We start from the raw sequence: 22427 nt of genomic DNA on the forward strand, positions 1-22427 counted from the left end.
TAGGGGGAGTTCGATGGCTAGTATAGCTATTTGTCCAGGAAGCTTTGATCCGATTACATACGGGCATCTGGATATTATTTCTAGAGCTTCAAGGGTATTTGATGTTGTCTATGTTTCAATCTTGAATAATAAAAACAAACAGCCTTTATTTTCTGTGGATGAGAGAGTTGAATTAATTGAAGAAGTGACTAAACATATCCCAAATGTAAAGGTAGATTCCTTCGACGGACTTCTAATCCATTATGCTAAAAGTATAGGTGCCAATTCCATTATTCGTGGGTTAAGGGCCGTATCTGATTTTGAGTATGAAATGCAATTAACATCAATGAATAAGTTTTTAAATGAAGATATTGAAACTTTCTACATTATGACAAATAATCAATATTCATTCTTAAGTTCAAGCATTGTTAAGGAAGTTGCACAATATCATGGAAAGATAGCGGAACTAGTACCGCCGCAAGTTGAAAAAGCCTTAAGATTAAAGTTTCCGATTGAATAATGAAGAGCAGCGATCAGTTTCTGATCGCGCTCTTTTTTAATTTGCTGTTCTTTTGTAATAAACGATTACATAAAGAAGTAAACCTGCTATTGTGATCAGGGGGCCTGTTTCCTTAAACATCGTGAGAGCTTTAAGAAACCATGCTTCTTCATAAAAGATACTGACTGGAATTGAGTTCGGAGAAGGGTCGTTGTTATAGAAATGTTCATAAATCGGTTTCCAAAGAATTAATGTATAGATACTGGCAAAAATACCGTGAAAAATACGTGCAATGAAGTAGGGCTTAAAATTGATATCTGTTTCTGCTAGTATACTTGCTACTTGTGCTTGAACACTGAAACCGTTAAAGGCCAGGATGAAGCTTACGATCATAGCTTGATTCATAAGTGAAACATCATAAACCTGACTGGTTAATTGGCTTCCTAGTGTAATCTCAAATAGACCCGAGATAAATGGGATACTTAGTGCTTCAGGCAAGTGTAAAACTCGCAAAATTACTTCAACGAATTCTCCAGCAAATTCAGTGATGTGCAGGTGGTATAATATCTTATTTACCACAGAGAACAAAATGATAAACCCGCCAATCATTAAAAGTGTGTTTATGGAGGAAATTACAGCGTCTCCTAGTAATTTTCCGATGGGACGCTTATCGTTAATACGAGAACGGTGAAGTTCGTCAAAAGCTATCTTTAAAGATACTTTGCGAGTTTTACTGTTTTTTTGATCTTCATTTTTTCCGTAAAACCGCATTAGTATTCCAATTGTAAAATTCCCAAGGTAATGGGCTAGAGCAAGAATAATCCCGAGCTTTGGGTTTAAAAAAAACCCAACAGACACGGCACCAAAAATAAATAATGGATTTGAACAATTTGTAAAGCTGACTAGCCTTTCTGCTTCTATCTTTGAAAGCTGTCCTTCCTGACGCAGGCGGGCTGTTAGTTTGGCACCGGCAGGATAGCCAGATGCCATTCCCATAGCCCAGACAAATCCTCCAGCCCCCGGAACTTTAAAGAGCGGTCTCATTAATGGTTCTAGAAGGACTCCAAAAAACCTAACAACACCGAAACCAATGAGGATTTCGGAAACGATTAAGAATGGGAGTAACGAGGGGAAGACAATTTCCCACCACATATCTAACCCTCTTATAGAGGCATCAACTGATTCCTGTGGAAATGCGATAATTGAAATGGCCATTATGGTGACAGATAATGCAAGAATGATCGTTTTTAATTTTGATCGAACCACAAACTTAAGCCTCCTAATATTTACTTACTGTGCAAGTAATTGCAAATAATGGTAAGATTACTATGTGAAAAAAACAACAATACAGGTCCTGTCCTCATATAACTCAATATACTCATAGAAAACAAAATTAGACCATAAGATTACATAAAAAGCGGAGGCGACTGTTCAGCTCCGAGAGACATTGGAGACCCAAGCATACAAATCCCGCTTTTGGATTTGAATGCTTGGGTTGAAATGGCCGAGGAGCTAGGAGCTGGAGCTAGATTGATAAAAAGCGGAGGCGACTGTTCAGCGGGCCTCAATCCAAAACGTAAAAAAATTGAGATATAAAGGAGGACATATTGGTGCGTCGTCCGAAAGTAGGGTTAGCATTAGGTTCCGGAGGAGCAAGGGGGTTTGCTCATCTTGGAGTCATAAAAGTGTTAAGAGATGAGGGAATCCCCATCGATTTAATTGCTGGAAGCAGCATGGGGGCCATGGTCGGCTGCTTTTATGCAGCAGGTCTTGATATTGATCGTTTATATAAATTATCAAAGGTTTTCAAGCGGAAATACTATTTAGATTTTACCGTCCCAAAGATGGGGTTTATTGCCGGAAATCGAATTAAAGAGCTTATCCGAATTTTCACTCACGGTAAAACCATTGAACAATTGGATATTCCCGTACGGGTAGTTGCTACTGAGTTAATAACGGGTGAAAAAGTGGTTTTTGACAATGGTCCAATTGCAGAGGCCGTCCGGGCAAGTATATCCATTCCAGGTATTTTTGTTCCAGAGAAATACAATGGGAAAGTTTTAGTAGACGGCGGGGTTGTTGACCGGGTACCTGTTTCGGTCGTTAAAGATATGGGCGCTGATATAGTTATAGCGGTTGATGTCTCGAATGTAAATCAACAAGCTGAGATCTCTACAATTTATGATGTCATCATGCAAAGTATTGACATCATGCAAATGGAGCTGGTTGCTAATCGGGAGATCGCCTCTGATATTATGATAAGGCCGCGTGTTGAGATGTTTAGCTCGAGAGCGTTTACCAATATTGATGAAATTATTGCGATAGGTGAAGAAGCAACCAAGAACCATGTTCAGAGTATAAAAGATTTGTTAGAGCAGTGGAAGGAGCAACCATGATGAACAAAAAGCTAAGGGTGCAATTTTTACTAATACCAGTTGTACTTATCCTGCTTATAGGCACATTCTATTCGCTCCCTTACTATGTTACAAAACCAGGAATGGCAAAAGAACTTCATCCCATCATTGAGGTTGAGAATGGTTTTGATGAAGAAGGGAGTTTTATGCTGACAACCGTTAGAATGGGGAGGGCAAATATTTATTCGTTTTTGCTGGCGAAATTAAGTGACTATCAAAAGATATATCCTTTAGAAGATATCAGGGGAGAAGAAGAATCTGAAGAAGAATATAATGTTAGACAGCTTCATCTCATGGATAGTTCAAAGCTATCAGCAATTGAAGTAGCCTACAAAAAAGCTGGTATACCGGTGCAATATGAATATAAAGGTGTGTATGTTCTGAATGTCGTTGAGAGCATGCCTGCACATGAAAAGCTTCTGCCAGGGGATCGCATTTTTAAGGTGGATAACCTCGATTTTACGTCTTCCGAGGAGTTTATATCCTATGTTAGTGAGAAAGATGCAGGAGAAGTACTTACACTGACATACGAGCGGAGAAATAAAGAAGGCGAAGTGGAAGTTGCTGTGCAGACATTCCCAGAGGATAAAAGTAAAGTGGGAATTGGGATAGGCTTGGTGGATGATAAGGAAATACAAGTAGAACCAGAGGTTGAAATAGATTCGGAGGAAATTGGCGGCCCATCCGCAGGGTTCATGTTTGCTTTAGAAATCTATAATCAATTAACAGAGGAAGATATGACTCGAGGCTATCAAATTGCTGGTACAGGAACGATTTCAACGAATGGTAAAATAGGCCGAATAGGCGGAATAGAGCAGAAAATAGTTGCAGCAGATCGTGCGGGTGCTGATATCTTTTTTGCTCCATTTGAGGAAGGTGCCGAGGATTCAAATTATCGTGCAGCTATCAGAACGGCTGAAGATATTGGTTCTAAGATGGAAATTGTTCCTGTAGACAATTTTGATGAAGCAATCGCCTATCTTGAAAATCTAAGTTAAATAAGCAGAGGGCATCCCTCTGCTTATTTAATGTATATTGGCGGCTGTTCATAGTCCATTTTCATTAATTTACTTCTCATCGCAGGAGATGCACCAAGTGCATAAATTCGAGAGGAGCGAATATCAAGAAGTATGTCATTTTCTTGATAGGAGGACATCTTTGATATAATTGGAATTTGTGTGTGTAATTTCCACTTATTTAGATAACTCCTTCCCACATCGTTCATACCTAGCAGGCGAATATAGGAGGGGTTCTTCATTCTAATTTTCATTTCATCATTCGTTGTATTAGTTAAAATATGAACACACACTCTTTGCAATCTAGTCCATGTGTAACGTTTTGTTTTGATCGCTTTCATAAATTCAGAAAAAGACTCTGCCTCTAATACCTTTGCTAAAATTCTGTTTTCTAACCCCTCCTCTACTTCATAAATCATTCTTAGTTCTTCAGGAGTTGACTGGAGAAGACGAAACTTTAAATACGGCCAATAGTTTTCCCATTGGTGGAGCTGGCCCGCCTGGATGTAGTAGTCTTCGAGGAGTTCAGCGGTTGCAGCAGGAACATAGGGAAGTACATTTTCAATTCTGCCATCTTTTGAAAATAAAGCCTTACGGATACTTGTAGCACTTGCAATGGTTTCTGATGAAAAGTCTTCGTCATGGTAACCGGCATTTGTTCTTGAAATCGTTATAGGTTTCATATGAAGATTTTGGTCCCTTATTGCTTTTACATACTGATAACCTAATATATTATTTGGTTTTGAAAGGTCAACTAAAGATTCTGAAGGGTTTAGATCATTAAAGGCGGAAGACAATGCTTTTGGATAGCTTACCCCTTTCTCAATATGTAATTTGAATCTACTCTGGTATTCACCATGATTACTTTCAAGGAAATTAATGGTATGATTAAAGGCAGCAATATCGCCAGATTCGCTTCCAAAGCATAAAGCATCACATCCTGCAGATGCTAAGATGGAAACAGCACCGTGTGCAAATGTATCGGCTTTCTGTGTTGCGAACTGATAGGGGAGTTCTAATACAATGTCGACCCCTGCAAGCAGTGCCATTTTAGTCCGTGACCATTTTGGTAATAGGGCTGGTTCGCCTCTTTGTAGAAACTGACCGCTCATGACGGCAATAACAACATCAGCATTTGCTTTCTCTCTTGTTTTTTCTAGGTGGAAAGCATGCCCATTGTGGAATGGATTATATTCTACTACAATTCCAACAGCTTTCATTTTCTGCTCCTTTGCTTTCAAAATTTTGCAGTTGTATGTTATGGTTATGTATTGTAAATTTAATAAAGGTTTTTATAATCAAAGCTTTGTCGATTAAATCAGACTTATAATGACTATATTATAGTGTAAAGAAATTTTATTGACAAATAATTGTTTGAAAGCTATAATTACCTTTGTTGCCTTGGGGTGATTCGAATGAAATGGACAATAAGTCAGTTACAAAAACATCGAAGCAAGGATTTTCCTATTGATGAAATAGTAAACGTAAACGTAGATGACCTAAAGAAAATGGATCAGACGATACGTAATGTTTCACCAATGCATATAACAGGTCGTGCAGACATTGCCTCGACGAGAGTAACCTTTCACATAAGAATAAAGGGTTATTTAGTTCTTCCTTGTTCTCGTACTTTAGTTGACGTGAATTATCCAATTGATGTAGAAACAACAGAAACATTCCTCTTAAAAGGTTACGATTATGAAACCGATGAGGAAGTTCATCAAGTTCAAGGAGATGTAATTGATCTTATGCCGATCTTACATGAAATTCTTGTACTTGAAGTTCCGATTCAAGTTTTCTCTGATGATGATCAATCAAGCGAAGAAGGAGCTCCTCAATCTGGTAAAGACTGGGAGGTCATTCAAGAGCAAGATAAAAAAGACAAGATTGATCCTCGGTTAGCAGGACTTGCAAAACTACTTGATCAAGATGATCCTTCTTCTAATTCATAGATATAGAAGAAGCAAAAAAAGAAACATTTGAAGAATCAGATTTCTGATCTTCATGACTTTCTTAATTCTCTTTAAGGAGGTGGGAAGAATGGCTGTACCTTTTAGAAGAACTTCTAAAACTGCGAAAAGAAAACGTCGTACTCATTTTAAACTACAGGTGCCAGGTATGGTAGAATGCCCAAACTGTGGTGAGATGAAACTTGCTCACCGCGTATGTAAAGCTTGTGGAACATACAAAGGAAAAGATGTTGTAAACAACTAATCCTTTCGGATAAAAAGCACAGGAATGATTTCATTCCTGTGCTTTTGTCGTTTCATGAATTTTTCTCTGATAATAGTGTTAATTTGTTCCGAATTTATTTACAATTAAGAAAATAGTATTTGGAGGAAGAAAATGAAGCCGTATCAGATGAAAGTAAACGAAGATGTTTTATTTTTTACAATAATGAGGCCTCAAAAAAGAAATGCCATTAATTATGAGGTAATGGATGGTCTGCGAGATGCCATAAATTTTACTAAAAAAGAAAATGTTAAGGGGCTGGTAATTACAGGTGAAGGAGATCAAGCGTTCTGTTCAGGTGGAGATTTGTCTGTCTTTCAAAATTTAAGAACAGAAGAACAAGCCTATGAGATGCTTTCAAAAATGGCTAATATTCTATACGAATTATTAGTCTTGCCTAAGCCGACTGTGGCCCTTATGAATGGTACTGCTTTAGGCGGAGGCTGCGAGCTGGCTACTGCCTGTGATTTTCGTGTGGTTCGTAAAGGAATCCGTGCTGGTTTCGTTCAGGGGGATTTAGCTATTACGACAGGCTGGGGAGGAGGGACAATCCTGCTAGAAAAGGTTCCGCTTTCTATCGGAATGAAAATGCTTTATGAAGCGAAACGCTATACCGCTGAAGAATTAATCCATATGGGGTTTGCTCAATACATATATGAAAGTGAACCAGAAGTAGGTTTTAAAGAAAACATGAGTGAGAAATTTTTGATGGAAGAAGGGGTCCTAAGGGCGTATAAGGAAATGATGATCAGAAAATGGGAAGAAAAAAATATTAAGGAAAAAATAGAAAAAGAAATCAGAAAGTGTTCAAAGCTTTGGGCAAGTGATGCACACCATCAGCGGGTAGACTCTTTCTTAAACCGTCCATCTATAAAAAAGCAGTAATTAGCATATTAAATTGTTTTAAAACAGTATCTTGACAGTCTATCTCTTCTAGTAGATGCATATGTATGAATAAAAACACTAGGAGGGATTTGCTGATGCCCACTAATCGTCAAGATGCCTGGTCTGAAGATGAGGATTTGCTCCTTGCAGAGGTAGTTTTACGACATATACGTGAAGGCGGAACACAGCTGCAGGCTTTTGAAGAAGTTGGAAAACAATTATCACGAACAGCTGCAGCGTGCGGTTTCCGTTGGAATTCTTATGTGCGCAAGCAATATAAATCAGGAATTGAATTAGCAAAGAAGCAAAGAAAAGAGCAAAGAAACCAATCAAAAGCACCTGCTGAAATTGAGGTGGAGGAAGCAGGGCAATATTCAGAACCTGTTACCGTAAGTTCAGATCAGTCAGAACAACAAGTCGTGAGCTTTGAAGAACTGGTTGGTTATTTGAAGGATTTATATCAAAGGATTGAGGAGTCGAAAGGTCAGCAGAACGAAGTAAAGGAATATGAAAACAAAATCAAGGAACTAGAAAGGAAAGTTTATTATTTAGCTTCGGAAAATGAAAAGCTTTCAAAGGAATTGAAAACAGTCGAACAGGATTATAAAGCATTAATAGAAATTATGGAAAGGGCAAGAAAAATGGTAGTCCTGCAAGATGAAGACCGTCAACAGAAAGTAAAATTTCAAATGGACAAAAATGGGAATCTAGAAAGAATAGAAAAATAATGGAATGAAAAAAGCGGACATTGTCCGCTTATTTTTATTGTATGCTTTTATTACCTGTTGGCTGGCGGTAAGCCTCTTGTATCCACCATTGCAGTTTCATTTTATTGTGTATGTTCTGTTACTCCCTTTGGAGTCCAAATAAGCGGATTCTCTCCTAAATCTCTTTTGGTGTCATATTGAACAGGAGCAAAGCCTTGCTTTGTCCAAAATTCATGTGAGTTTACCCTGGGGTTTGTTTTAATCGGCATATTGAAACTCTTTGCAAATTCTACAAGTGCTGTTCCAAGTCCCTTTTTTTGGAATCCCGGTAAAACCTCGAGCTTCCAAAGCTCTAGATAATCATTTGGCGGTTCGAAGTATTGATCAAACTTTGCGTTAACAGTGTAAAGACTCATTCTGGCAACTAAAGTATCCCCGTAATAAATTCCATAGAAAGGAGATTCGCTATCATTATCGATAATATTTGATTGTAAATCTTCAAGCATTGAAAGCTCTTGTAACCCATATTCCCTAAACTGCTTAAATTCCTCTAATGTTTTATAGTTCACTTTTAATTTTTGTACTGTATATACCATCAAGCATTCCCCTTTATCGTAGTTGATTAGAAATCGGGTTCAGAAGAAAGCATTCCGACTTATTTTATTATACAATAAAGACACGCAAAATTCAGCAAATTTACCGTGTTAGAAAAAAGGTTGTGCTGTTTGTCAGGGATTAATCTTCCGCAGTCAGTAAAAAAACTTTCTAATATTAGAACAAACCTATTTTATCTTCTGGTAAAATATGAGTATTAAATTAGATGAGGTCGGTACTATGAAAATTGGAATAATTGGTGGCGGTTCAATAGGTCTATTGTTTGCATTTTATCTAAATCAAGTGCATGACGTAGTCTTATATGTTAGAACACAACAACAAAAGGAAAACCTCGAGACCAATGGATTACTTATGCAAAAGGGAGATGTTTCTTCTAGGACAATACTAAAAACAAAAGTGATTTCCAAGTGGGAAGGAGCAAACGAGGATCTTACCATCATTTGTGTTAAACAGTATCAGCTTAAAGACTTAATTCACAGCGTTTCATTTGCGCAATCTCCCCGCCTTTTGTTTTTGCAAAATGGTATGGGGCATTTGAAATGGCTAGAGGGTCTAAAAGCCAAGAATATATACGTAGGGACGGTTGAACATGGTGCATATCGCTTAAGTAATTATACTGTTTCCCATACAGGTTCGGGGAAAACGAATTTAGCGGTCTACAAAGGTGTCCACGATGAAGCTTTCTTCTCAGAGTTTACAGAACCTTTAAAAGGAAATTTTCCTTTTGTTATTGAGGGGGATTATAAAGAAATGCTGACTAGAAAATTCATTGTTAATTGTGTTATTAATCCTTTAACAGCTGCATTGAAAGTACCTAATGGAGAACTGCTGTCAAATACTTATTACCTTCAAATATTCAATCGGTTATTTAAAGAAATTAGTGTGATTCTTCAGATAGAAAATGATGACGCTTACTATGAAAATTTGGTAGGTGTTTGTAAAAGCACGGCTCTAAATCGATCATCAATGCTGAAAGATTTAGAAGAAAATCGTCCAACAGAAATTGATGCGATTTTAGGTTACTTATTAGAGGAAGCAAGAAGTAAAAAAATGGAGGCTCCGCTTGTACATACTTTTTATCACCTTATTAAAGGGAGTGAGATACAGGGAGAGGTGAATTAATCTTGTCAGCATTTTTATCTTTTATTGCTGCAACATTTGTTACGATACCTTTACTCGGGTACCTCATCATTTTTATTGTCAGCAAACAAGTAACAAAGCAGCATCGGCGGTCTGTTCATCTAGCATTAGATGTAAGTACGGTATTATTTATTATTTCGGTCCATTTCTTAATAGTGACGATATGGGAAAAATCATTTTTATGGCTCATTCTATTAATGATGAGTTCCATTGGAATCGTAGTTGTACTAGCGCATTGGAAGCTAAAACAAGAAGTCGATTTTCAAAAGGTGTTCAGAGGTTTTTGGCGCGTGAATTTTCTTTTGTTTTTTTCAGCCTATATGGTGTTAATCATTATCGGGATCATTCAAAGTGTAACGAATTCCATTTCATGATGATGAAATATTCTCCCCTTCCGTAATTTGTATAGGCAAAGATTTTTAAAATATGTTCATACAATGCTATACTCATTACGAAGAAATTGTTGACCAGAAAGGAAGTAATTTATGGAGATTGTCAATCTCTTTCTCCCAGCTACAAACAGGTTTGCAACAGATTACTATGCTCAAACACCTGAAATGCAGGAGTATTTTCACTATAATTATAAACGACCAGAAGAGTATGAGGAACGAGTAAAAGAGTTGACGGGCCGGTCTTTCATGAGGAATGAATTAGCAGACCATATACAGTCCTTTATGCAGCATTACCCTGGCTCAAACGAAGTGGATGAATCTCTTGCAAAACTGAGAAAGAACAATAGTGTTGTTGTAATCGGCGGCCAACAAGCGGGAATACTAACGGGTCCCCTATATTCAATACATAAAGTTATTTCTATTATTGCATTTGCTAAAGAAAAGGAAAAAGAATTAGGTGTACCTGTTGTACCAATCTTTTGGATTGCTGGAGAAGATCATGATTATATGGAAGTAAACCATGTATATCTCGAGGATGACCAGGGATTGCAAAAATGTGTGTATCCGGAAAAAATCCATGATAAACGAATGGTTTCTGATTGTCTGCTTGATCGGAATACATGTCTTTCGTGGGTAAGGGAGATTATTGAGTCATTTGGTGAGACGGAGTATACGAATGAACTTTTAGCTTTTTCAGAAAATGCTATTAAGCATTCACAAAGTTTTGTGGATTTTTTTGCATTCATTACAATGGAGTTATTCAAGAAGCATGGACTCTTGTTAGTAGATTCTGGGAATAAGCAGCTTCGCAGTATGGAAAAAGATTTCTTTATTCAACAAATCCATGATGCAGAAGGAATTACTGCTGCAGTGAAGAATCAGCAAACGATTCTCCAAAATGCAGGTTTCAATCAAGCTATTGAAATCACAGCTAATGCTGCTAATTTATTTTACTATGATGAAGAGAACTATGAACGTGTTTTATTAGAATATGATGTTACCGCTAATACCTTTGTTGGTAAGAACGGTTTGGTTTCTTTCACTAAAGATGAATTGCTTAGGATGGCAAGTGAAAGCCCTGAAAAATTGAGTAATAATGTGGTAACAAGACCGGTCATGCAGGAATTGTTGTTTCCTACTTTAGCTTTTATCGCTGGACCAGGGGAGATATCGTACTGGGCTGAATTGAAAAAGGTATTTGAAGGCTTTGGTATGAAAATGCCGCCGATTGTTCCGAGACTAAACATTACACTTTTAGAAAGAGACGTTGAATCAGAATTGACGGAACTGCAGTTAGATTTACTAAAGGTACTTCAGTCGGGGGTTACGGATGAAAGAACTTCGTATCTCGACAGTATTAAGGATAAAAGCTTTGAGCTCCTCTTTCATGAAACAAAAGAGATGTTAACGGAACAGTACCTGCGAATTGAAGAGAAAACAGAACAAGAATATCGTGGATTAGTCCCATTGCTCAAAAAGAATAAAGATATATTGCTAAAGCAAATTCAGTTCATGGAAGGCAAGCTGGAGGAGGCGGTTCTGCAAAAGCATGGAGTTATGCTGGAAAAATACCGCCGCATCGAGACATCTTTAAGACCTTCAGACGGTCCGCAAGAACGCACATGGAATATATATTATTTCTTGAATAAATATGGTCTTAATTTTGTAGACGACCTAACAAAACTTCCATTTGAATTTGATGGGAACCACAAAGTAGTAAAACTTTAATAAAAAAAGACTTTATCGCGATGATAAAGTCTTTTTTATTAACTCCACTGTCCGCTCGTCGTGGACTAATGTCTTCTTTAGGTACCTGGTACCTAAAATGATACTTAAAAAAATGCCTAAAATATTTGATTTTAGGGAGGATTTTGAGAGCTTGGGTAGAATCTATAAAAACATGTGGAGGAAAGTGGGGGATTGTGGTACATTTAGGATAAAGAGTGGGGGTAGTGGGCATGTTTATGGGTGAGTTCCATCACAACATTGACACCAAAGGTCGTTTAATCGTGCCTGCGAAGTTCCGTGAACATCTTGGTGAGACTTTTATTTTAACTCGCGGTTTGGATCAATGTTTATTTGGATACCCGCTCAGTGAATGGACCATTATTGAGGAAAAGTTAAAAGGGCTTCCGTTAACGAAAAAGGATGCCCGTGCTTTTACTAGATTTTTCTTTTCTGGTGCCACAGAATGTGAACTCGATAAACAAGGACGGATAAATATATCGTCTCCCCTCATGCAATACGCTAAACTCGACAAAGAATGTGTAGTTTTAGGTGTTTCCAATCGAATTGAGATATGGAGTAAGAATCTTTGGGAAGACTATTTTACAGAGTCCGAGGAATCTTTTGCGGAAATTGCAGAAAATATGATTGGGTTTGATATTTAATTTTTTTCCCAAAATGGTCATATGTTAATTCGAAAGGTGGAAATACATGTTTGAACATACAACAGTGCTGCTGCAGGAAACGGTAGATGGACTAAATATTAAGAGTGATGGTATTTATGTAGATTGTACGATGGGTGGGGCTGGACATAGCGAACTTATCCTATCAAAGCTTTCTGACGAAGGAAAATTATACGCATTTGATCAAGATGAAACAGCGATTGCTAATGCAAAGGAAAAATTAGCACAGTATGGAGACCGTATTACGATCATCAAGAGTAATTTTCTCCATTTAAAAGAAATGCTGGCGGAGCATGGCGTCGATAAAGTAGATGGAATTCTTTATGACCTGGGAGTTTCATCACCTCAGTTAGATACCCCGGAAAGAGGGTTTAGCTATCATCACGACGCACCGTTAGATATGCGGATGGATCAAGATGCAGAATTATCCGCTTATGATGTTGTCAACAAATGGAGCTACGAAGAGCTAGTTAAGATCTTTTTTAGATATGGTGAGGAGAAGTTTTCTAAACAAATTACCAGAAAAATTGAAGCCGCGAGGGAAAAAAAGCCAATTGAGACAACAGGGGAGCTAGTAGAATTAATTAAGGATGCTATTCCTGCACCTGCTCGGAGAAAAGGCGGTCATCCGGCGAAACGAATTTTTCAAGCGATTAGAATCGCAGTTAATGATGAATTAGGCGTTTTCGAGAAGTCACTCGAGCAAGCGATTCAATTATTAAACCCTGGCGGAAGAATTAGTGTGATTACCTTTCATTCCCTAGAGGACCGCATTTGTAAAGTAACGTTTAAAAAGGCAAGTGAAACACCGGAGCTGCCACATGGCCTTCCCGTGATACCTGATGAATATAAACCAGTGTTAAAGCTTATTACGAGAAAACCAATTCTTCCATCAGAAGAAGAATTAGAAGGAAATAATCGTGCCCGGTCAGCAAAGTTGAGGATTGCTGAGAAGATATAAAACCGTCTAGGAGGGAAAAGAATGGGGAATTTAGCAAGGAAGCTGCAGCAAGAACAACAAAAAGAGATGGTTCAACCGCAAAAACAAAAGAAAGCAAGAAAATTTAAATTAGCGTTATCTCCTGGAGAAAAAATATTAAGTGTTGCCTTTTGTGCCGCTCTTTGTTTTGGGGCTGTTCAAATCCTTTCCAATCAAGCTGCTATTTACGATACAAACAAAAGTATTCAAGTAACTGCGTCTCAAATACAAGATCAAAAAAAGGTCAATAATGATTTAGAAATGCAGGTAGAGGAATTAAGTACATACGAGAGAATTTTAGCTAAAGCAAAAGAGCTAGGTCTGAATCTAAATGAAAACAATGTTAAGGTTGTGCAATAGTAATGATGAAAAAACAGCCAAATATGAATGTTGGAGCAGCGCTTTTATTTCTATTCTTTTGCCTGCTCTTTTTTGTCTTGTTGTTTCGCTTTGTTTCTATCCAAGTTAGTGGGGAGGCTGCTGGTCAGCCTTTAGCTGCAAAAGCACAGCAGAAATACTTAAGAGAAGGCGTGCTTGAAGCGAAAAGAGGGACCATCTATGATCGCAATGGTGAAGTAATTGCAGAGGATACTGCGTCTTATACGTTAGTGGCAATACTAGATGAAAGTATGACAACGAATAAAAAGGATCCTCAACATGTTGTAGACAAGGAAATGACTAGTCGTGAGCTCGCTAAATATATTGATTTAGAAGAGTCAGAGATATTTAGAATTCTTTCAAAAGAAGGGCCGTTTCAAGTTGAGTTCGGTCCTGCGGGAAAAGATATAGCTCTTCAGACTAAGCAAGAAATCGAGGAATTAAAACTTCCCGGTATTACTTTTATTAGAGAATCAAAAAGATTCTACCCAAATGGAATCTTTGCATCACACGTTATTGGATATGTGGACACAGAGGAAGGCGGGACAAAACCGGTTGGCCAATTGGGAATTGAAAAGTCTCTAAATGATGTCCTTACGGGTAAGAATGGAAAAATTGAATATGAAAGTGATCTATGGGGATATCTTCTGCCAAAGGGTGATGAAAAGATCACCCCTGCCCAACACGGCAAAGATGTTTATTTAACGCTCGATAAAAAAATTCAAACTTTCGTAGAGGAAGCTTTAAATGTAGTGGACAAGGAATACAAGCCAACGAAAATGATTGCCATTGTTGCTGATCCAGATACTGGTGAGATATTGGCGATGGGACAAAGACCTACTTTTCATCCAAAAACAAGAGAGGGGATTGCAGACACTTGGCATAATGAAGCTGTGGAAAACTCATTTGAGCCTGGATCTACTATGAAAATTTTTACATTAGCAGCAGCATTGGAAGAGCAAGTGCTGAATCTGAATGAAACTTTTCAATCTGGTTCTTATAAGCCGACAAAGAACTCAAAAGCAATCCATGACCATAACTATGTAGGCTGGGGACAAATTAGTTATTTAGAAGGAATTCAGCGTTCTTCTAACACGGCTATTGCTAAAATTGTTCAAGACAAATTAGGGTTTGAAAAATATCGAGAATATTTAACAAGTTTTGGATTCGATAAACCAACTGGAATAGAGCTGCCAAATGAAGCGAGCGGGAAAATTGTATATCAATATCCCCTTGATAAAATTACAACCGGTTATGGACAAGGAACAGCTATTACTCCTATCCAGCAAATTCAAGCTGCAACAGCCGTCGCAGGGAATGGAAGTATGTTGAAGCCGCAAATTATTAATAAAATAATAGACCCCCAAACAGATGAGGTGATACAAAAGGCTGAGCCTGTTGTTGTAGGAAAGCCAATCTCAGAAAATACCGCAAAAGAAGTAAGAGAGGTTTTAGAGACGGTTATCACTTCACCGAAGGGTACGGGTAAGAAATATCATATTGATGGATATCAGGTAGCGGGTAAAACAGGAACTGCCAACATGACAGAAAACGGGAGATATCTTACGGGGCCTAATGATTATGTTTTCTCTTTTTTAGGGATGGCACCTGCTGATGATCCGCAATTAGTCGTTTACGTCGCTGTTCAGCAGCCGGAAATTGATAGTTATTCTGAAGGATCGACCCCTGTTTCTCTTGTTTTTAACCAAATCATGAAAAACAGTCTTCAGTACTTAAAGATTCAACCAACACAGCAAGAAAAAGCCAAAATAGTAAAAGTACCCGATGCAGTAGGAATGAGTGCTGATCAAGCAGCTTCTAAAATAGTAGAATTGGGCGCAGAGGCGGTTGTTTTAGGTAATGGTAAACAAATTACCCGCCAGCTGCCTGAAAAAGGACAGCAGCTTTTGGAAGGAGAAAAGGTCATTCTTGTAACAGATAGTGAGCCGACTGTACCTGACATGTCAGGCTGGTCTTTACGGGACGTCATGAAAATAGCAAACTTAATGAAGTTGGAATTAAATATGACAGGCAGCGGCTACGTAGTTAGACAAAACCTACAAGCGGGAGCTAAGCTCTCTGAAGGAGACTATTTAGTTGTTCACCTTCTTCCTCACAATCAAAAGGAAGAACCTGTTGTTCCGGAAAGTGAAGAATTAATGGCTTTAGAAGAACAAGAAAATAAGGATTGAGAAAAAGCAATCGGTCATTGACCGATTGCTTTTTTCCTTCTGAGACAGCTTGTTCTATTCAGTAGTGTACAAGCATATATTTGAACGACCCATATTTTAGGGAGGTTCGTTGAGAGATGCGAGTGTCTAATGTTACGGTAAGAAAGAGATTGACAATATCACTGTTAATTGGATTTTTGATTTTCTTTATTATTGATGTCAGGCTTGGTTATGTTCAGTTTTTCCTAGGGGATTGGTTAACAGATGGTGCTGAAAATCTGTGGAGCCGCGAAATCCCATTTGAACCTGAAAGAGGAGAAATTATTGATCGCAATGGTGTAGCTCTAGCAACCAACATGAGTGCGCCAACTGTTTATGTATTTCCAAGACAGGTTAAGGACCCGGCAGAAACTGCAGAGAAATTAGCTGCAGTATTGGACGGGTCAAAGGAAGAAATATACAAGCTCATCACGAAGAAAGAACTCAATGTTAAAATACCGGATGGCAGAAAAATTTCCCATGAAAAAGCTTCAGAAGTCAGGGATCTTGGGTTATCTGGTGTTTACATCGGTGAAGATTCAAAGCGTTACTATCCTTTCGGTGACTATTTATCTCATGTGTTAGGGTTTGCGGGAATTGATAATCAAGGATTAATGGGATTAGAACTTCAGTATGATAAAGAATTAAAAGGGGAAAAAGGGTCTGTGCAATTTTATGCGGACGCAAAGCATAATCGCATGAACGATAAAGCTGATGATTATCGGCCGCCTGTTGATGGTTTAGACCTTAAATTAACCATCGACTCACGCATTCAAACGATCGTGGAACGTGAACTGGATATTGCAGAGGCCAAGTATAATCCAGATGGGCTTATTGCGATTGCGATGAACCCAAATACAGGTGAAGTATTGGCTATGTCGAGCAGACCTGATTTTGATCCGACTAATTTTCAAGATGTTGCACCTGAAGTCTTTAATCGAAATTTACCGGTATGGAGTACCTATGAGCCAGGATCAACTTTTAAAATTATCACTCTTGCAGCAGCCTTGGAAGAGGGAAAAGTAGACTTAGAAGAGGAGCATTTTCATGATCCCGGCTATGTCAAAGTGGATGGAGCGACTATTCATTGCTGGAAAAGCGGAGGACATGGAGATCAAACATTCCTTGAGGTAGTGCAAAACTCATGTAACCCAGGATTTGTTGAGTTAGGACAGAGATTGGGAAAAGAAACGCTATTTAAATATATTAAAGAATTCGGATTTGGTGAAAAAACTGGGATTGATCTTCAAGGTGAAGGGAAAGGGATTCTTTTTAGCTTAGATCGCGTAGGGCCAGTTGAATTAGCTACTACATCTTTTGGACAGGGGGTTTCGGTGACGCCGATTCAACAGGTAGCAGCCCTTTCAGCAGCAGTAAACGGCGGAACATTGTACACGCCTTTTATCGCAAAGGAACTGATAGATCCGCTGACAGGCGAAGTCGTCATGAAGAATACACCGCAGGCTAAGAGGAAAGTTATTTCAGAAGATACGTCAAAAGAGGTTAGATACGCATTGGAAAACGTAGTTGCTAAAGGTTCCGGCGGAAAGGCATTCGTTGATGGGTACCGGGTAGGAGGAAAGACGGGAACTGCTCAGAAAGTAAAAGATGGGCGATACATGGAAAACAATCATATTGTTTCATTTATTGGTTTTGCTCCTGCAGATAAACCGGAGCTTGTTGTTTATGTGGCCGTCGATAATCCTAAAGGCACGATTCAATTTGGTGGTGTCGTAGCCGCACCGATTGTCGGGGCAATTATGGGAGATAGCTTGCGAACTTTAGGGGTTGAACCGCGTAAAGAACAAGTAGAAAAGGAAAGAAAAGATTGGACCGATCCGGTCATGGTTGAGGTGCCTAATGTGGTAGGGATGAGCAAAAGAGAAATTCAAGAAATTTTCGTAAACTTAAAAATTGATGCCAGCGGAGAAGGAGATGTGGTGGTAAAGCAGACACCTCCAGGCGGTATCAAACTTAAGGAAGGATCAACAGTTAGGCTTTATTTTGGAGAAAAAGAAGAAGAATAACCTGAGCGGGCGGCAATGAAAAATCGCCGCCCTTTTTTTAAATAAAATAGCTAAAAGTATAGATATCATGTAAAATAATAATCGCTAGTTTTGAAAAGGGAATGTATACAAGATTTTAACCAAATATGAAAGGCTGGTTAAACAAATAAAATCTTGAATAACACTTCTTTTGATAAAGGAAGTGTCGTTACAATTTGAGAGGATTTGATAAAAATGAAATTACATACATTGTTAAAACACCTTCATCCCTTCACCCCATATGATGGGGAAAATCCTGAGATTATGAGTATCGAAAATGATAACCGTAAAGTGCAAAAAGGAAGCCTTTTTATTTGTATAAAGGGGTATACAGTAGATGGCCACCGTTTCGCAGAGGCAGCTGTAGCTAGTGGTGCGGCGGCTGTGATAGCAGAGGAAGAATTGGTACTGCCGGTACCGGTCATAGTGGTCGCGAATACAAAAAGAGCAATGGCTGTTCTAGCAGATGCATTTTATGACCAGCCAAGTCATAAACTTCATATGATCGGTATAACTGGTACAAATGGTAAAACGACAACAAGTCATCTGATAGAAAAAATCCTAGCAGATGCTGGTCGTAAAACAGGATTAATTGGAACGATGTATACAAAGATTGACAACGATGTACTAGAGACAAAGAATACAACACCAGAAAGTTTAACTCTCCAGAAAACGTTTAATGAAATGGTGGATAAGGGAGTTCAATCTGCGGTCATGGAGGTTTCTTCGCATGCCCTAGTAGAGGGAAGGGTACATGGCACGGATTTTGATGTGGCAGTCTTTACGAATTTAACTCAAGACCATTTGGATTACCACCATACGATGGACGAATATAAAAGGGCAAAAAGCTTATTATTTTCGCAGCTTGGGAATACGTTCAATATCGATAAGCCGAAATTTGCTGTGTTAAATGCGGATGATCCTGCCTCTGAAATATATGTGGAATCTACAACAGCACATGTCATTACATACGGAATTGATAAGGATGCGACGCTCCAAGCTAGAAATATTGTGATGACTGCAAAGGGGACGGAATTTGATTTAATAAGTCCCTTTGGAACGAATAAAGTATCACTTCAGTTAATTGGAAAATTCAGTGTCTATAATGTTCTCGCTAGTTTAGGGGCGGCAATTGCCTCATGTATTCCTTTAGACGAAGCTATTTCTTCTATTGAACAAGTAAAGGGAGTTTCAGGGCGTTTTGAATTAGTTCACGCGGGCCAAGATTTTACTGTCATCGTTGATTATGCACACACACCTGACAGTTTGGAGAATGCTTTGAAGACCGTGAAACAATTTGCTGAAGGGAAGGTCTTTGTAATTGTCGGCTGCGGCGGTGATCGTGATCGTACTAAACGCCCGCTAATGGCGAAGATTGCTTGTCAATACAGTGACCGTCCAATCTTCACCTCTGATAATCCTAGAAGTGAAGATCCTGCTGCTATTCTTAAAGATATGGAAGATGGCGCAGCAGGTGAAAAGTATGAAGTGATAGAAGACCGAAAGGCCGCTATCTACCATGCAGTGGGGCAGGCAAACAAGAATGATGTCATCCTCATTGCAGGGAAAGGACATGAAACGTATCAAATAATTGGAAATCAAGTGTTCGATTTTGATGATCGATTGGTAGCGAAAGAGGCTTTAGAGGGGAGATAATATGTTTTTGACTTATGATGATTTGGCTGGCATTTTTCCGAAATCCTCAGGGATAAGGGATTATAGCCTTTCATTTCGAACTGTGTCTTTTTTGGCTGAAACTCTTCAACCAAAGGGCCTTTATATTCCTATGTTAGACCAGGTAGAAGATCTGCAGACAGCAATTGCTAATGGAGCAGTTGCTGCCATTTGGCTGGAAGGACGAGAAATACCAACTTATACACCAAACCATTTCCCAATATTTTATACAGATAATCTTATAGAGGGAATTAAGAAGATTCTTTATCAATACAAGACGAAGATACAAAATATCGAATTGGAAAATGGGATTATAACAAATTTTACTTTTTTTGAAAATAAAGTCCCTGAAGAGTACTATCAGAAGACGGATATTGTTGAAATTGAGGATCAATGGAAAATTATTCTCGATACTATTATAAAGAAAGGGGGGAAAGAGAATGCTTGAGCAAGTGATTCTTTTTACGATTCTCTTAGGGTTTATTATTTCGGTTATTTTTTCCCCTATTTTCATCCCTTTCTTAAGAAGGTTGAAATTTGGACAAAGTATTCGAGAAGAAGGACCAAAATCTCATCAAAAGAAATCTGGTACGCCGACAATGGGAGGAATTATCATTCTCCTCTCTATAGTAGTGACCACGTTTACTATGACAGGCAAGTATGCTGAACCGACGATGGAAAGCTATTTATTAATTTTTGTCACACTGGGGTTCGGATTGCTTGGATTCTTAGATGATTTTATTAAAGTGGTCATGAAGCGGAATTTAGGATTAACTTCAAAACAAAAGCTATTAGGGCAGATTATTATTTCAATTGTTTTCTATTTTTTCCTAAAACAAAGTGAGTTTTCAACAGAAATTTCTATTCCGTTAACAGGTATTTCATTCGATTTAGGCTGGACTTATGTTCTTTTCATTATCTTTTGGCTAGTTGGCTTTTCGAACGCAGTTAACTTAACGGATGGACTGGATGGTCTAGTATCAGGTACAGCAGCAATCGCATTTGGAGCATTTGCTGTGTTGGCATGGAATCAATCATTACTAGAAGTATCCGTATTTTCCGTCTCTGTTGTTGGGGCTGTGTTAGGCTTCCTTGTCTTTAATGCCCACCCAGCGAAAGTGTTTATGGGTGATACGGGTTCCTTAGCACTTGGCGGTGCGATTGCTGCTGTGGCGATCATGTTAAAGCTTGAAATTCTTCTGCTTATTATTGGCGGAGTGTTTGTTATTGAGACATTATCTGTTATTCTGCAAGTTATTTCTTTTAAAACAACAGGGAAAAGAATTTTTAGAATGAGTCCGCTTCACCATCATTATGAACTTGTCGGCTGGTCGGAGTGGCGTGTTGTTGTTACGTTCTGGACAGTCGGTTTAATATTTGCTGTGCTAGGAATCTATATTGAGGTGTGGATGTAATTGAAAGAGATTAAGACGTATTACCATAAGAAAATTTTAGTGCTGGGTTTAGCAAAGAGTGGGGTGAGTGCGGCCACGCTTTTGCATAAGATGGGGGCATTTGTAACGGTAAATGATATGAAGCCTTTATCTCAAAATCCGGAAGCACAGGGATTGCTTGAGCAGGGGATTACGGTGATTTGCGGTGATCATCCAATTGAGCTTTTAGAAGAAGGATTCGAGCTGGTTGTTAAGAACCCTGGTATTCCTTATCATAATCCTATGATTGTAAAAGCTGAAGAAAAGGGGATTCCCGTCGTTACAGAGGTTGAATTGGCTTACCAAGTCAGTGAGGCTCCTTTTATCGGTATTACCGGTACAAATGGGAAGACGACGACTACAACACTAATTTTTGAGATGTTAAGTGCGGGAGACAAATCGCCGCTTATTGCCGGAAATATTGGAACGGTTGCTTCTGACGTTGTGCAGGAAGCAACAGGGAAAAATACGATTGTTATTGAGCTTTCTTCATTTCAGTTAATGGGGATTCATTCTTTTAGACCAAAGATCGCATTGCTAACGAATCTTTATGAAGCTCATTTAGATTACCACGGTACTATGGATGAATATAGTGCTGCTAAAGCTGCTATTACAAAAAATCAAACAGAAAATGATTTTTTCATTGTGAATGCTGACCAAGAGAAAGTAATGGAAATTGCAAAGAGTTCACGCGCGAACATCATTCCTTTCTCCACGACAAAAGTGCTTGAAGATGGTGCTTATGTAAAAGATGGTGTGATTTGGTTCCGAGGTGAAAAGGTGGTTGAAACAAAGGATATTGTCCTGCCGGGAGCCCATAATTTGGAGAATATCCTTTGTGCAATATCAGCTGCTAAGTTATCAGGTGTAGAAAATGAGGCAATTTTTCAAGTGTTAAATACATTCAAGGGTGTCAAACACCGCCTCCAATATATCGGTGAGGTTGAAGGAAGAAAGTTCTACAATGATTCTAAGGCAACCAATATTCTAGCGACAAAACATGCGCTAGCTGCATTTAAGCAGCCAGTTGTACTGCTTGCTGGCGGGCTTGATCGAGGAAATGAATTTGACGAGCTTATCCCTTCATTCAAAGGGGTAAAGGCAATCATTACTTTTGGTCAAACAGCAGAAAAAATTGAAAGAGTTGCTCGTGATGCGGGAATAAAAACAATCGTGCGTGTCGACAATGTAGAAAAAGCCGTGCCTGCTGCTTATAAGGTTTCTACTTCGGGTGACGTTGTTCTTTTATCACCTGCATGTGCAAGCTGGGATCAATATAAAACTTTTGAGGTAAGGGGAGACATTTTTATAGAAGCCGTGCATAAGCTTAAGTAAGGGCTTGTCCACGATATGTACTTCTCTTCCTAGATCATGTCAAGTATGTATCCAGTCAGCGATGAAACCAACTCGGGCCCTTTAAA

Annotated in this window: 22 protein-coding genes; 19 read left to right on the forward strand and 3 right to left on the reverse strand. The window is 38.6% G+C overall.

Going from position 1 to position 22427, the window contains the following annotated elements:
* Positions 1-13 precede the first annotated feature (13 nt).
* A complete protein-coding gene (coaD, locus tag CZ487_RS07040) occupies positions 14-499 on the forward strand; it encodes a pantetheine-phosphate adenylyltransferase (RefSeq protein ID WP_077211415.1) in 486 nt (161 codons plus the stop codon).
* Between the two features lie 36 nt (positions 500-535).
* On the opposite strand, the gene ylbJ is transcribed toward coaD, so the two are convergent.
* Positions 536-1744 (reverse strand): sporulation integral membrane protein YlbJ, encoded by a 1209-nt coding sequence (gene ylbJ / locus CZ487_RS07045; RefSeq protein ID WP_077211416.1) that lies wholly within the window; start codon positions 1742-1744, stop codon positions 536-538.
* 344 nt (positions 1745-2088) lie between these two features.
* Here ylbJ and CZ487_RS07050 point away from each other — a divergent pair, with 344 nt between their 5' ends.
* Positions 2089-2874 carry a patatin-like phospholipase family protein gene (locus CZ487_RS07050; protein ID WP_077211417.1) on the forward strand — a complete coding sequence of 262 codons (786 nt, stop codon included), beginning with the start codon at positions 2089-2091 and terminating at the stop codon, positions 2872-2874.
* Positions 2874-3890 carry a SepM family pheromone-processing serine protease gene (locus CZ487_RS07055; protein WP_139339542.1) on the forward strand — a complete coding sequence of 339 codons (1017 nt, stop codon included), beginning with the start codon at positions 2874-2876 and terminating at the stop codon, positions 3888-3890. Before CZ487_RS07050 ends, CZ487_RS07055 begins: the two co-directional genes overlap by 1 nt.
* 23 nt (positions 3891-3913) lie before the next feature.
* Here the strand turns inward: CZ487_RS07055 and CZ487_RS07060 are convergent, their stop codons facing one another.
* Positions 3914-5128, reverse strand: coding sequence for a nucleotidyltransferase (locus CZ487_RS07060; RefSeq protein ID WP_077211419.1), 1215 nt, complete (start codon positions 5126-5128; stop codon positions 3914-3916).
* A 195-nt stretch (positions 5129-5323) separates the two neighbouring features.
* Between CZ487_RS07060 and CZ487_RS07065 the strand changes: the two genes are divergently transcribed.
* From CZ487_RS07065 to CZ487_RS07080, 4 genes are all read left to right on the forward strand, one after another.
* Positions 5324-5860: a YceD family protein gene (locus CZ487_RS07065; protein WP_077211420.1), complete on the forward strand. Its 537-nt coding sequence runs from the start codon at positions 5324-5326 to the stop codon at positions 5858-5860.
* A gap of 88 nt (positions 5861-5948) precedes the next feature.
* A complete protein-coding gene (rpmF, locus tag CZ487_RS07070) occupies positions 5949-6122 on the forward strand; it encodes a 50S ribosomal protein L32 (RefSeq protein WP_058002541.1) in 174 nt (57 codons plus the stop codon).
* Between the two features lie 132 nt (positions 6123-6254).
* Positions 6255-7025, forward strand: coding sequence for an enoyl-CoA hydratase/isomerase family protein (locus tag CZ487_RS07075; RefSeq protein ID WP_077211421.1), 771 nt, complete (start codon positions 6255-6257; stop codon positions 7023-7025).
* 95 nt (positions 7026-7120) lie between these two features.
* Positions 7121-7753, forward strand: coding sequence for an RsfA family transcriptional regulator (locus CZ487_RS07080; RefSeq protein WP_077211422.1), 633 nt, complete (start codon positions 7121-7123; stop codon positions 7751-7753).
* Positions 7754-7854: 101 nt separating this feature from the next.
* Here the strand turns inward: CZ487_RS07080 and CZ487_RS07085 are convergent, their stop codons facing one another.
* Positions 7855-8328, reverse strand: coding sequence for an N-acetyltransferase (locus CZ487_RS07085; RefSeq protein ID WP_077211423.1), 474 nt, complete (start codon positions 8326-8328; stop codon positions 7855-7857).
* Positions 8329-8566: 238 nt separating this feature from the next.
* Between CZ487_RS07085 and CZ487_RS07090 the strand changes: the two genes are divergently transcribed.
* The 12 genes from CZ487_RS07090 (at position 8567) to murD (ending at position 22341) form a co-directional block, all read left to right on the forward strand.
* Positions 8567-9469, forward strand: coding sequence for a 2-dehydropantoate 2-reductase (locus CZ487_RS07090; protein ID WP_077211424.1), 903 nt, complete (start codon positions 8567-8569; stop codon positions 9467-9469).
* A 2-nt stretch (positions 9470-9471) separates the two neighbouring features.
* Positions 9472-9861, forward strand: a complete 390-nt coding sequence (locus tag CZ487_RS07095) for a DUF3397 domain-containing protein (protein ID WP_077211425.1) — start codon at positions 9472-9474, stop codon at positions 9859-9861.
* Positions 9862-9972: 111 nt separating this feature from the next.
* On the forward strand, positions 9973-11607 hold the full coding sequence (gene bshC, locus CZ487_RS07100; protein ID WP_077211426.1) for a bacillithiol biosynthesis cysteine-adding enzyme BshC: 1635 nt from the start codon (positions 9973-9975) through the stop codon (positions 11605-11607).
* Between the two features lie 230 nt (positions 11608-11837).
* The gene (mraZ, locus tag CZ487_RS07105) at positions 11838-12269 is read left to right on the forward strand and encodes a division/cell wall cluster transcriptional repressor MraZ (protein WP_077211427.1); all 432 of its coding nucleotides are present in this window, start codon (positions 11838-11840) and stop codon (positions 12267-12269) included.
* 46 nt (positions 12270-12315) lie between these two features.
* Positions 12316-13248, forward strand: coding sequence for a 16S rRNA (cytosine(1402)-N(4))-methyltransferase RsmH (gene rsmH / locus CZ487_RS07110; protein WP_077211428.1), 933 nt, complete (start codon positions 12316-12318; stop codon positions 13246-13248).
* A gap of 21 nt (positions 13249-13269) precedes the next feature.
* Positions 13270-13626 carry a cell division protein FtsL gene (gene ftsL / locus CZ487_RS07115; RefSeq protein WP_077211429.1) on the forward strand — a complete coding sequence of 119 codons (357 nt, stop codon included), beginning with the start codon at positions 13270-13272 and terminating at the stop codon, positions 13624-13626.
* 2 nt (positions 13627-13628) lie between these two features.
* Complete coding sequence (locus CZ487_RS07120; RefSeq protein ID WP_077211430.1) at positions 13629-15836, forward strand: penicillin-binding protein; 2208 nt, start codon at positions 13629-13631, stop codon at positions 15834-15836.
* A 116-nt stretch (positions 15837-15952) separates the two neighbouring features.
* Positions 15953-17881 (forward strand): stage V sporulation protein D, encoded by a 1929-nt coding sequence (locus CZ487_RS07125; protein ID WP_077211431.1) that lies wholly within the window; start codon positions 15953-15955, stop codon positions 17879-17881.
* A gap of 213 nt (positions 17882-18094) precedes the next feature.
* Entirely contained in the window at positions 18095-19555 is a 1461-nt protein-coding gene (locus tag CZ487_RS07130) for a UDP-N-acetylmuramoyl-L-alanyl-D-glutamate--2,6-diaminopimelate ligase (protein WP_077211432.1), read from the forward strand.
* 1 nt (position 19556) lies between these two features.
* Positions 19557-20021, forward strand: a complete 465-nt coding sequence (locus CZ487_RS07135) for a hypothetical protein (protein WP_077211433.1) — start codon at positions 19557-19559, stop codon at positions 20019-20021.
* Positions 20014-20988 carry a phospho-N-acetylmuramoyl-pentapeptide-transferase gene (gene mraY, locus CZ487_RS07140; RefSeq protein WP_077211434.1) on the forward strand — a complete coding sequence of 325 codons (975 nt, stop codon included), beginning with the start codon at positions 20014-20016 and terminating at the stop codon, positions 20986-20988. Before CZ487_RS07135 ends, mraY begins: the two co-directional genes overlap by 8 nt.
* Entirely contained in the window at positions 20989-22341 is a 1353-nt protein-coding gene (gene murD, locus CZ487_RS07145; RefSeq protein WP_077211435.1) for a UDP-N-acetylmuramoyl-L-alanine--D-glutamate ligase, read from the forward strand.
* The last annotated feature ends 86 nt before the right edge of the window (positions 22342-22427 follow it).

It is taken from the genome of Robertmurraya dakarensis, from assembly GCF_900156875.1.
GTDB lineage: Bacteria > Bacillota > Bacilli > Bacillales > Cytobacillaceae > Robertmurraya > Robertmurraya dakarensis.

What these genes read in the sequence shown, in the direction of transcription:
- coaD (WP_077211415.1), top strand. Translation starts at nt 14, where the DNA reads ATGGCTAGTATAGCTATTTGTCCAGGAAGCTTTGATCCGATTACATAC.
- CZ487_RS07055 (WP_139339542.1), top strand. Translation starts at nt 2,874, where the DNA reads ATGAACAAAAAGCTAAGGGTGCAATTTTTACTAATACCAGTTGTACTT.
- CZ487_RS07060 (WP_077211419.1), bottom strand. Translation starts at nt 5,128, where the DNA reads ATGAAAGCTGTTGGAATTGTAGTAGAATATAATCCATTCCACAATGGG.
- CZ487_RS07065 (WP_077211420.1), top strand. Translation starts at nt 5,324, where the DNA reads ATGAAATGGACAATAAGTCAGTTACAAAAACATCGAAGCAAGGATTTT.
- rpmF (WP_058002541.1), top strand. Translation starts at nt 5,949, where the DNA reads ATGGCTGTACCTTTTAGAAGAACTTCTAAAACTGCGAAAAGAAAACGT.
- CZ487_RS07075 (WP_077211421.1), top strand. Translation starts at nt 6,255, where the DNA reads ATGAAGCCGTATCAGATGAAAGTAAACGAAGATGTTTTATTTTTTACA.
- CZ487_RS07080 (WP_077211422.1), top strand. Translation starts at nt 7,121, where the DNA reads ATGCCCACTAATCGTCAAGATGCCTGGTCTGAAGATGAGGATTTGCTC.
- CZ487_RS07085 (WP_077211423.1), bottom strand. Translation starts at nt 8,328, where the DNA reads ATGGTATATACAGTACAAAAATTAAAAGTGAACTATAAAACATTAGAG.
- CZ487_RS07090 (WP_077211424.1), top strand. Translation starts at nt 8,567, where the DNA reads ATGAAAATTGGAATAATTGGTGGCGGTTCAATAGGTCTATTGTTTGCA.
- bshC (WP_077211426.1), top strand. Translation starts at nt 9,973, where the DNA reads ATGGAGATTGTCAATCTCTTTCTCCCAGCTACAAACAGGTTTGCAACA.
- mraZ (WP_077211427.1), top strand. Translation starts at nt 11,838, where the DNA reads ATGTTTATGGGTGAGTTCCATCACAACATTGACACCAAAGGTCGTTTA.
- rsmH (WP_077211428.1), top strand. Translation starts at nt 12,316, where the DNA reads ATGTTTGAACATACAACAGTGCTGCTGCAGGAAACGGTAGATGGACTA.
- ftsL (WP_077211429.1), top strand. Translation starts at nt 13,270, where the DNA reads ATGGGGAATTTAGCAAGGAAGCTGCAGCAAGAACAACAAAAAGAGATG.
- CZ487_RS07120 (WP_077211430.1), top strand. Translation starts at nt 13,629, where the DNA reads ATGATGAAAAAACAGCCAAATATGAATGTTGGAGCAGCGCTTTTATTT.
- CZ487_RS07125 (WP_077211431.1), top strand. Translation starts at nt 15,953, where the DNA reads ATGCGAGTGTCTAATGTTACGGTAAGAAAGAGATTGACAATATCACTG.
- CZ487_RS07130 (WP_077211432.1), top strand. Translation starts at nt 18,095, where the DNA reads ATGAAATTACATACATTGTTAAAACACCTTCATCCCTTCACCCCATAT.
- CZ487_RS07135 (WP_077211433.1), top strand. Translation starts at nt 19,557, where the DNA reads ATGTTTTTGACTTATGATGATTTGGCTGGCATTTTTCCGAAATCCTCA.
- mraY (WP_077211434.1), top strand. Translation starts at nt 20,014, where the DNA reads ATGCTTGAGCAAGTGATTCTTTTTACGATTCTCTTAGGGTTTATTATT.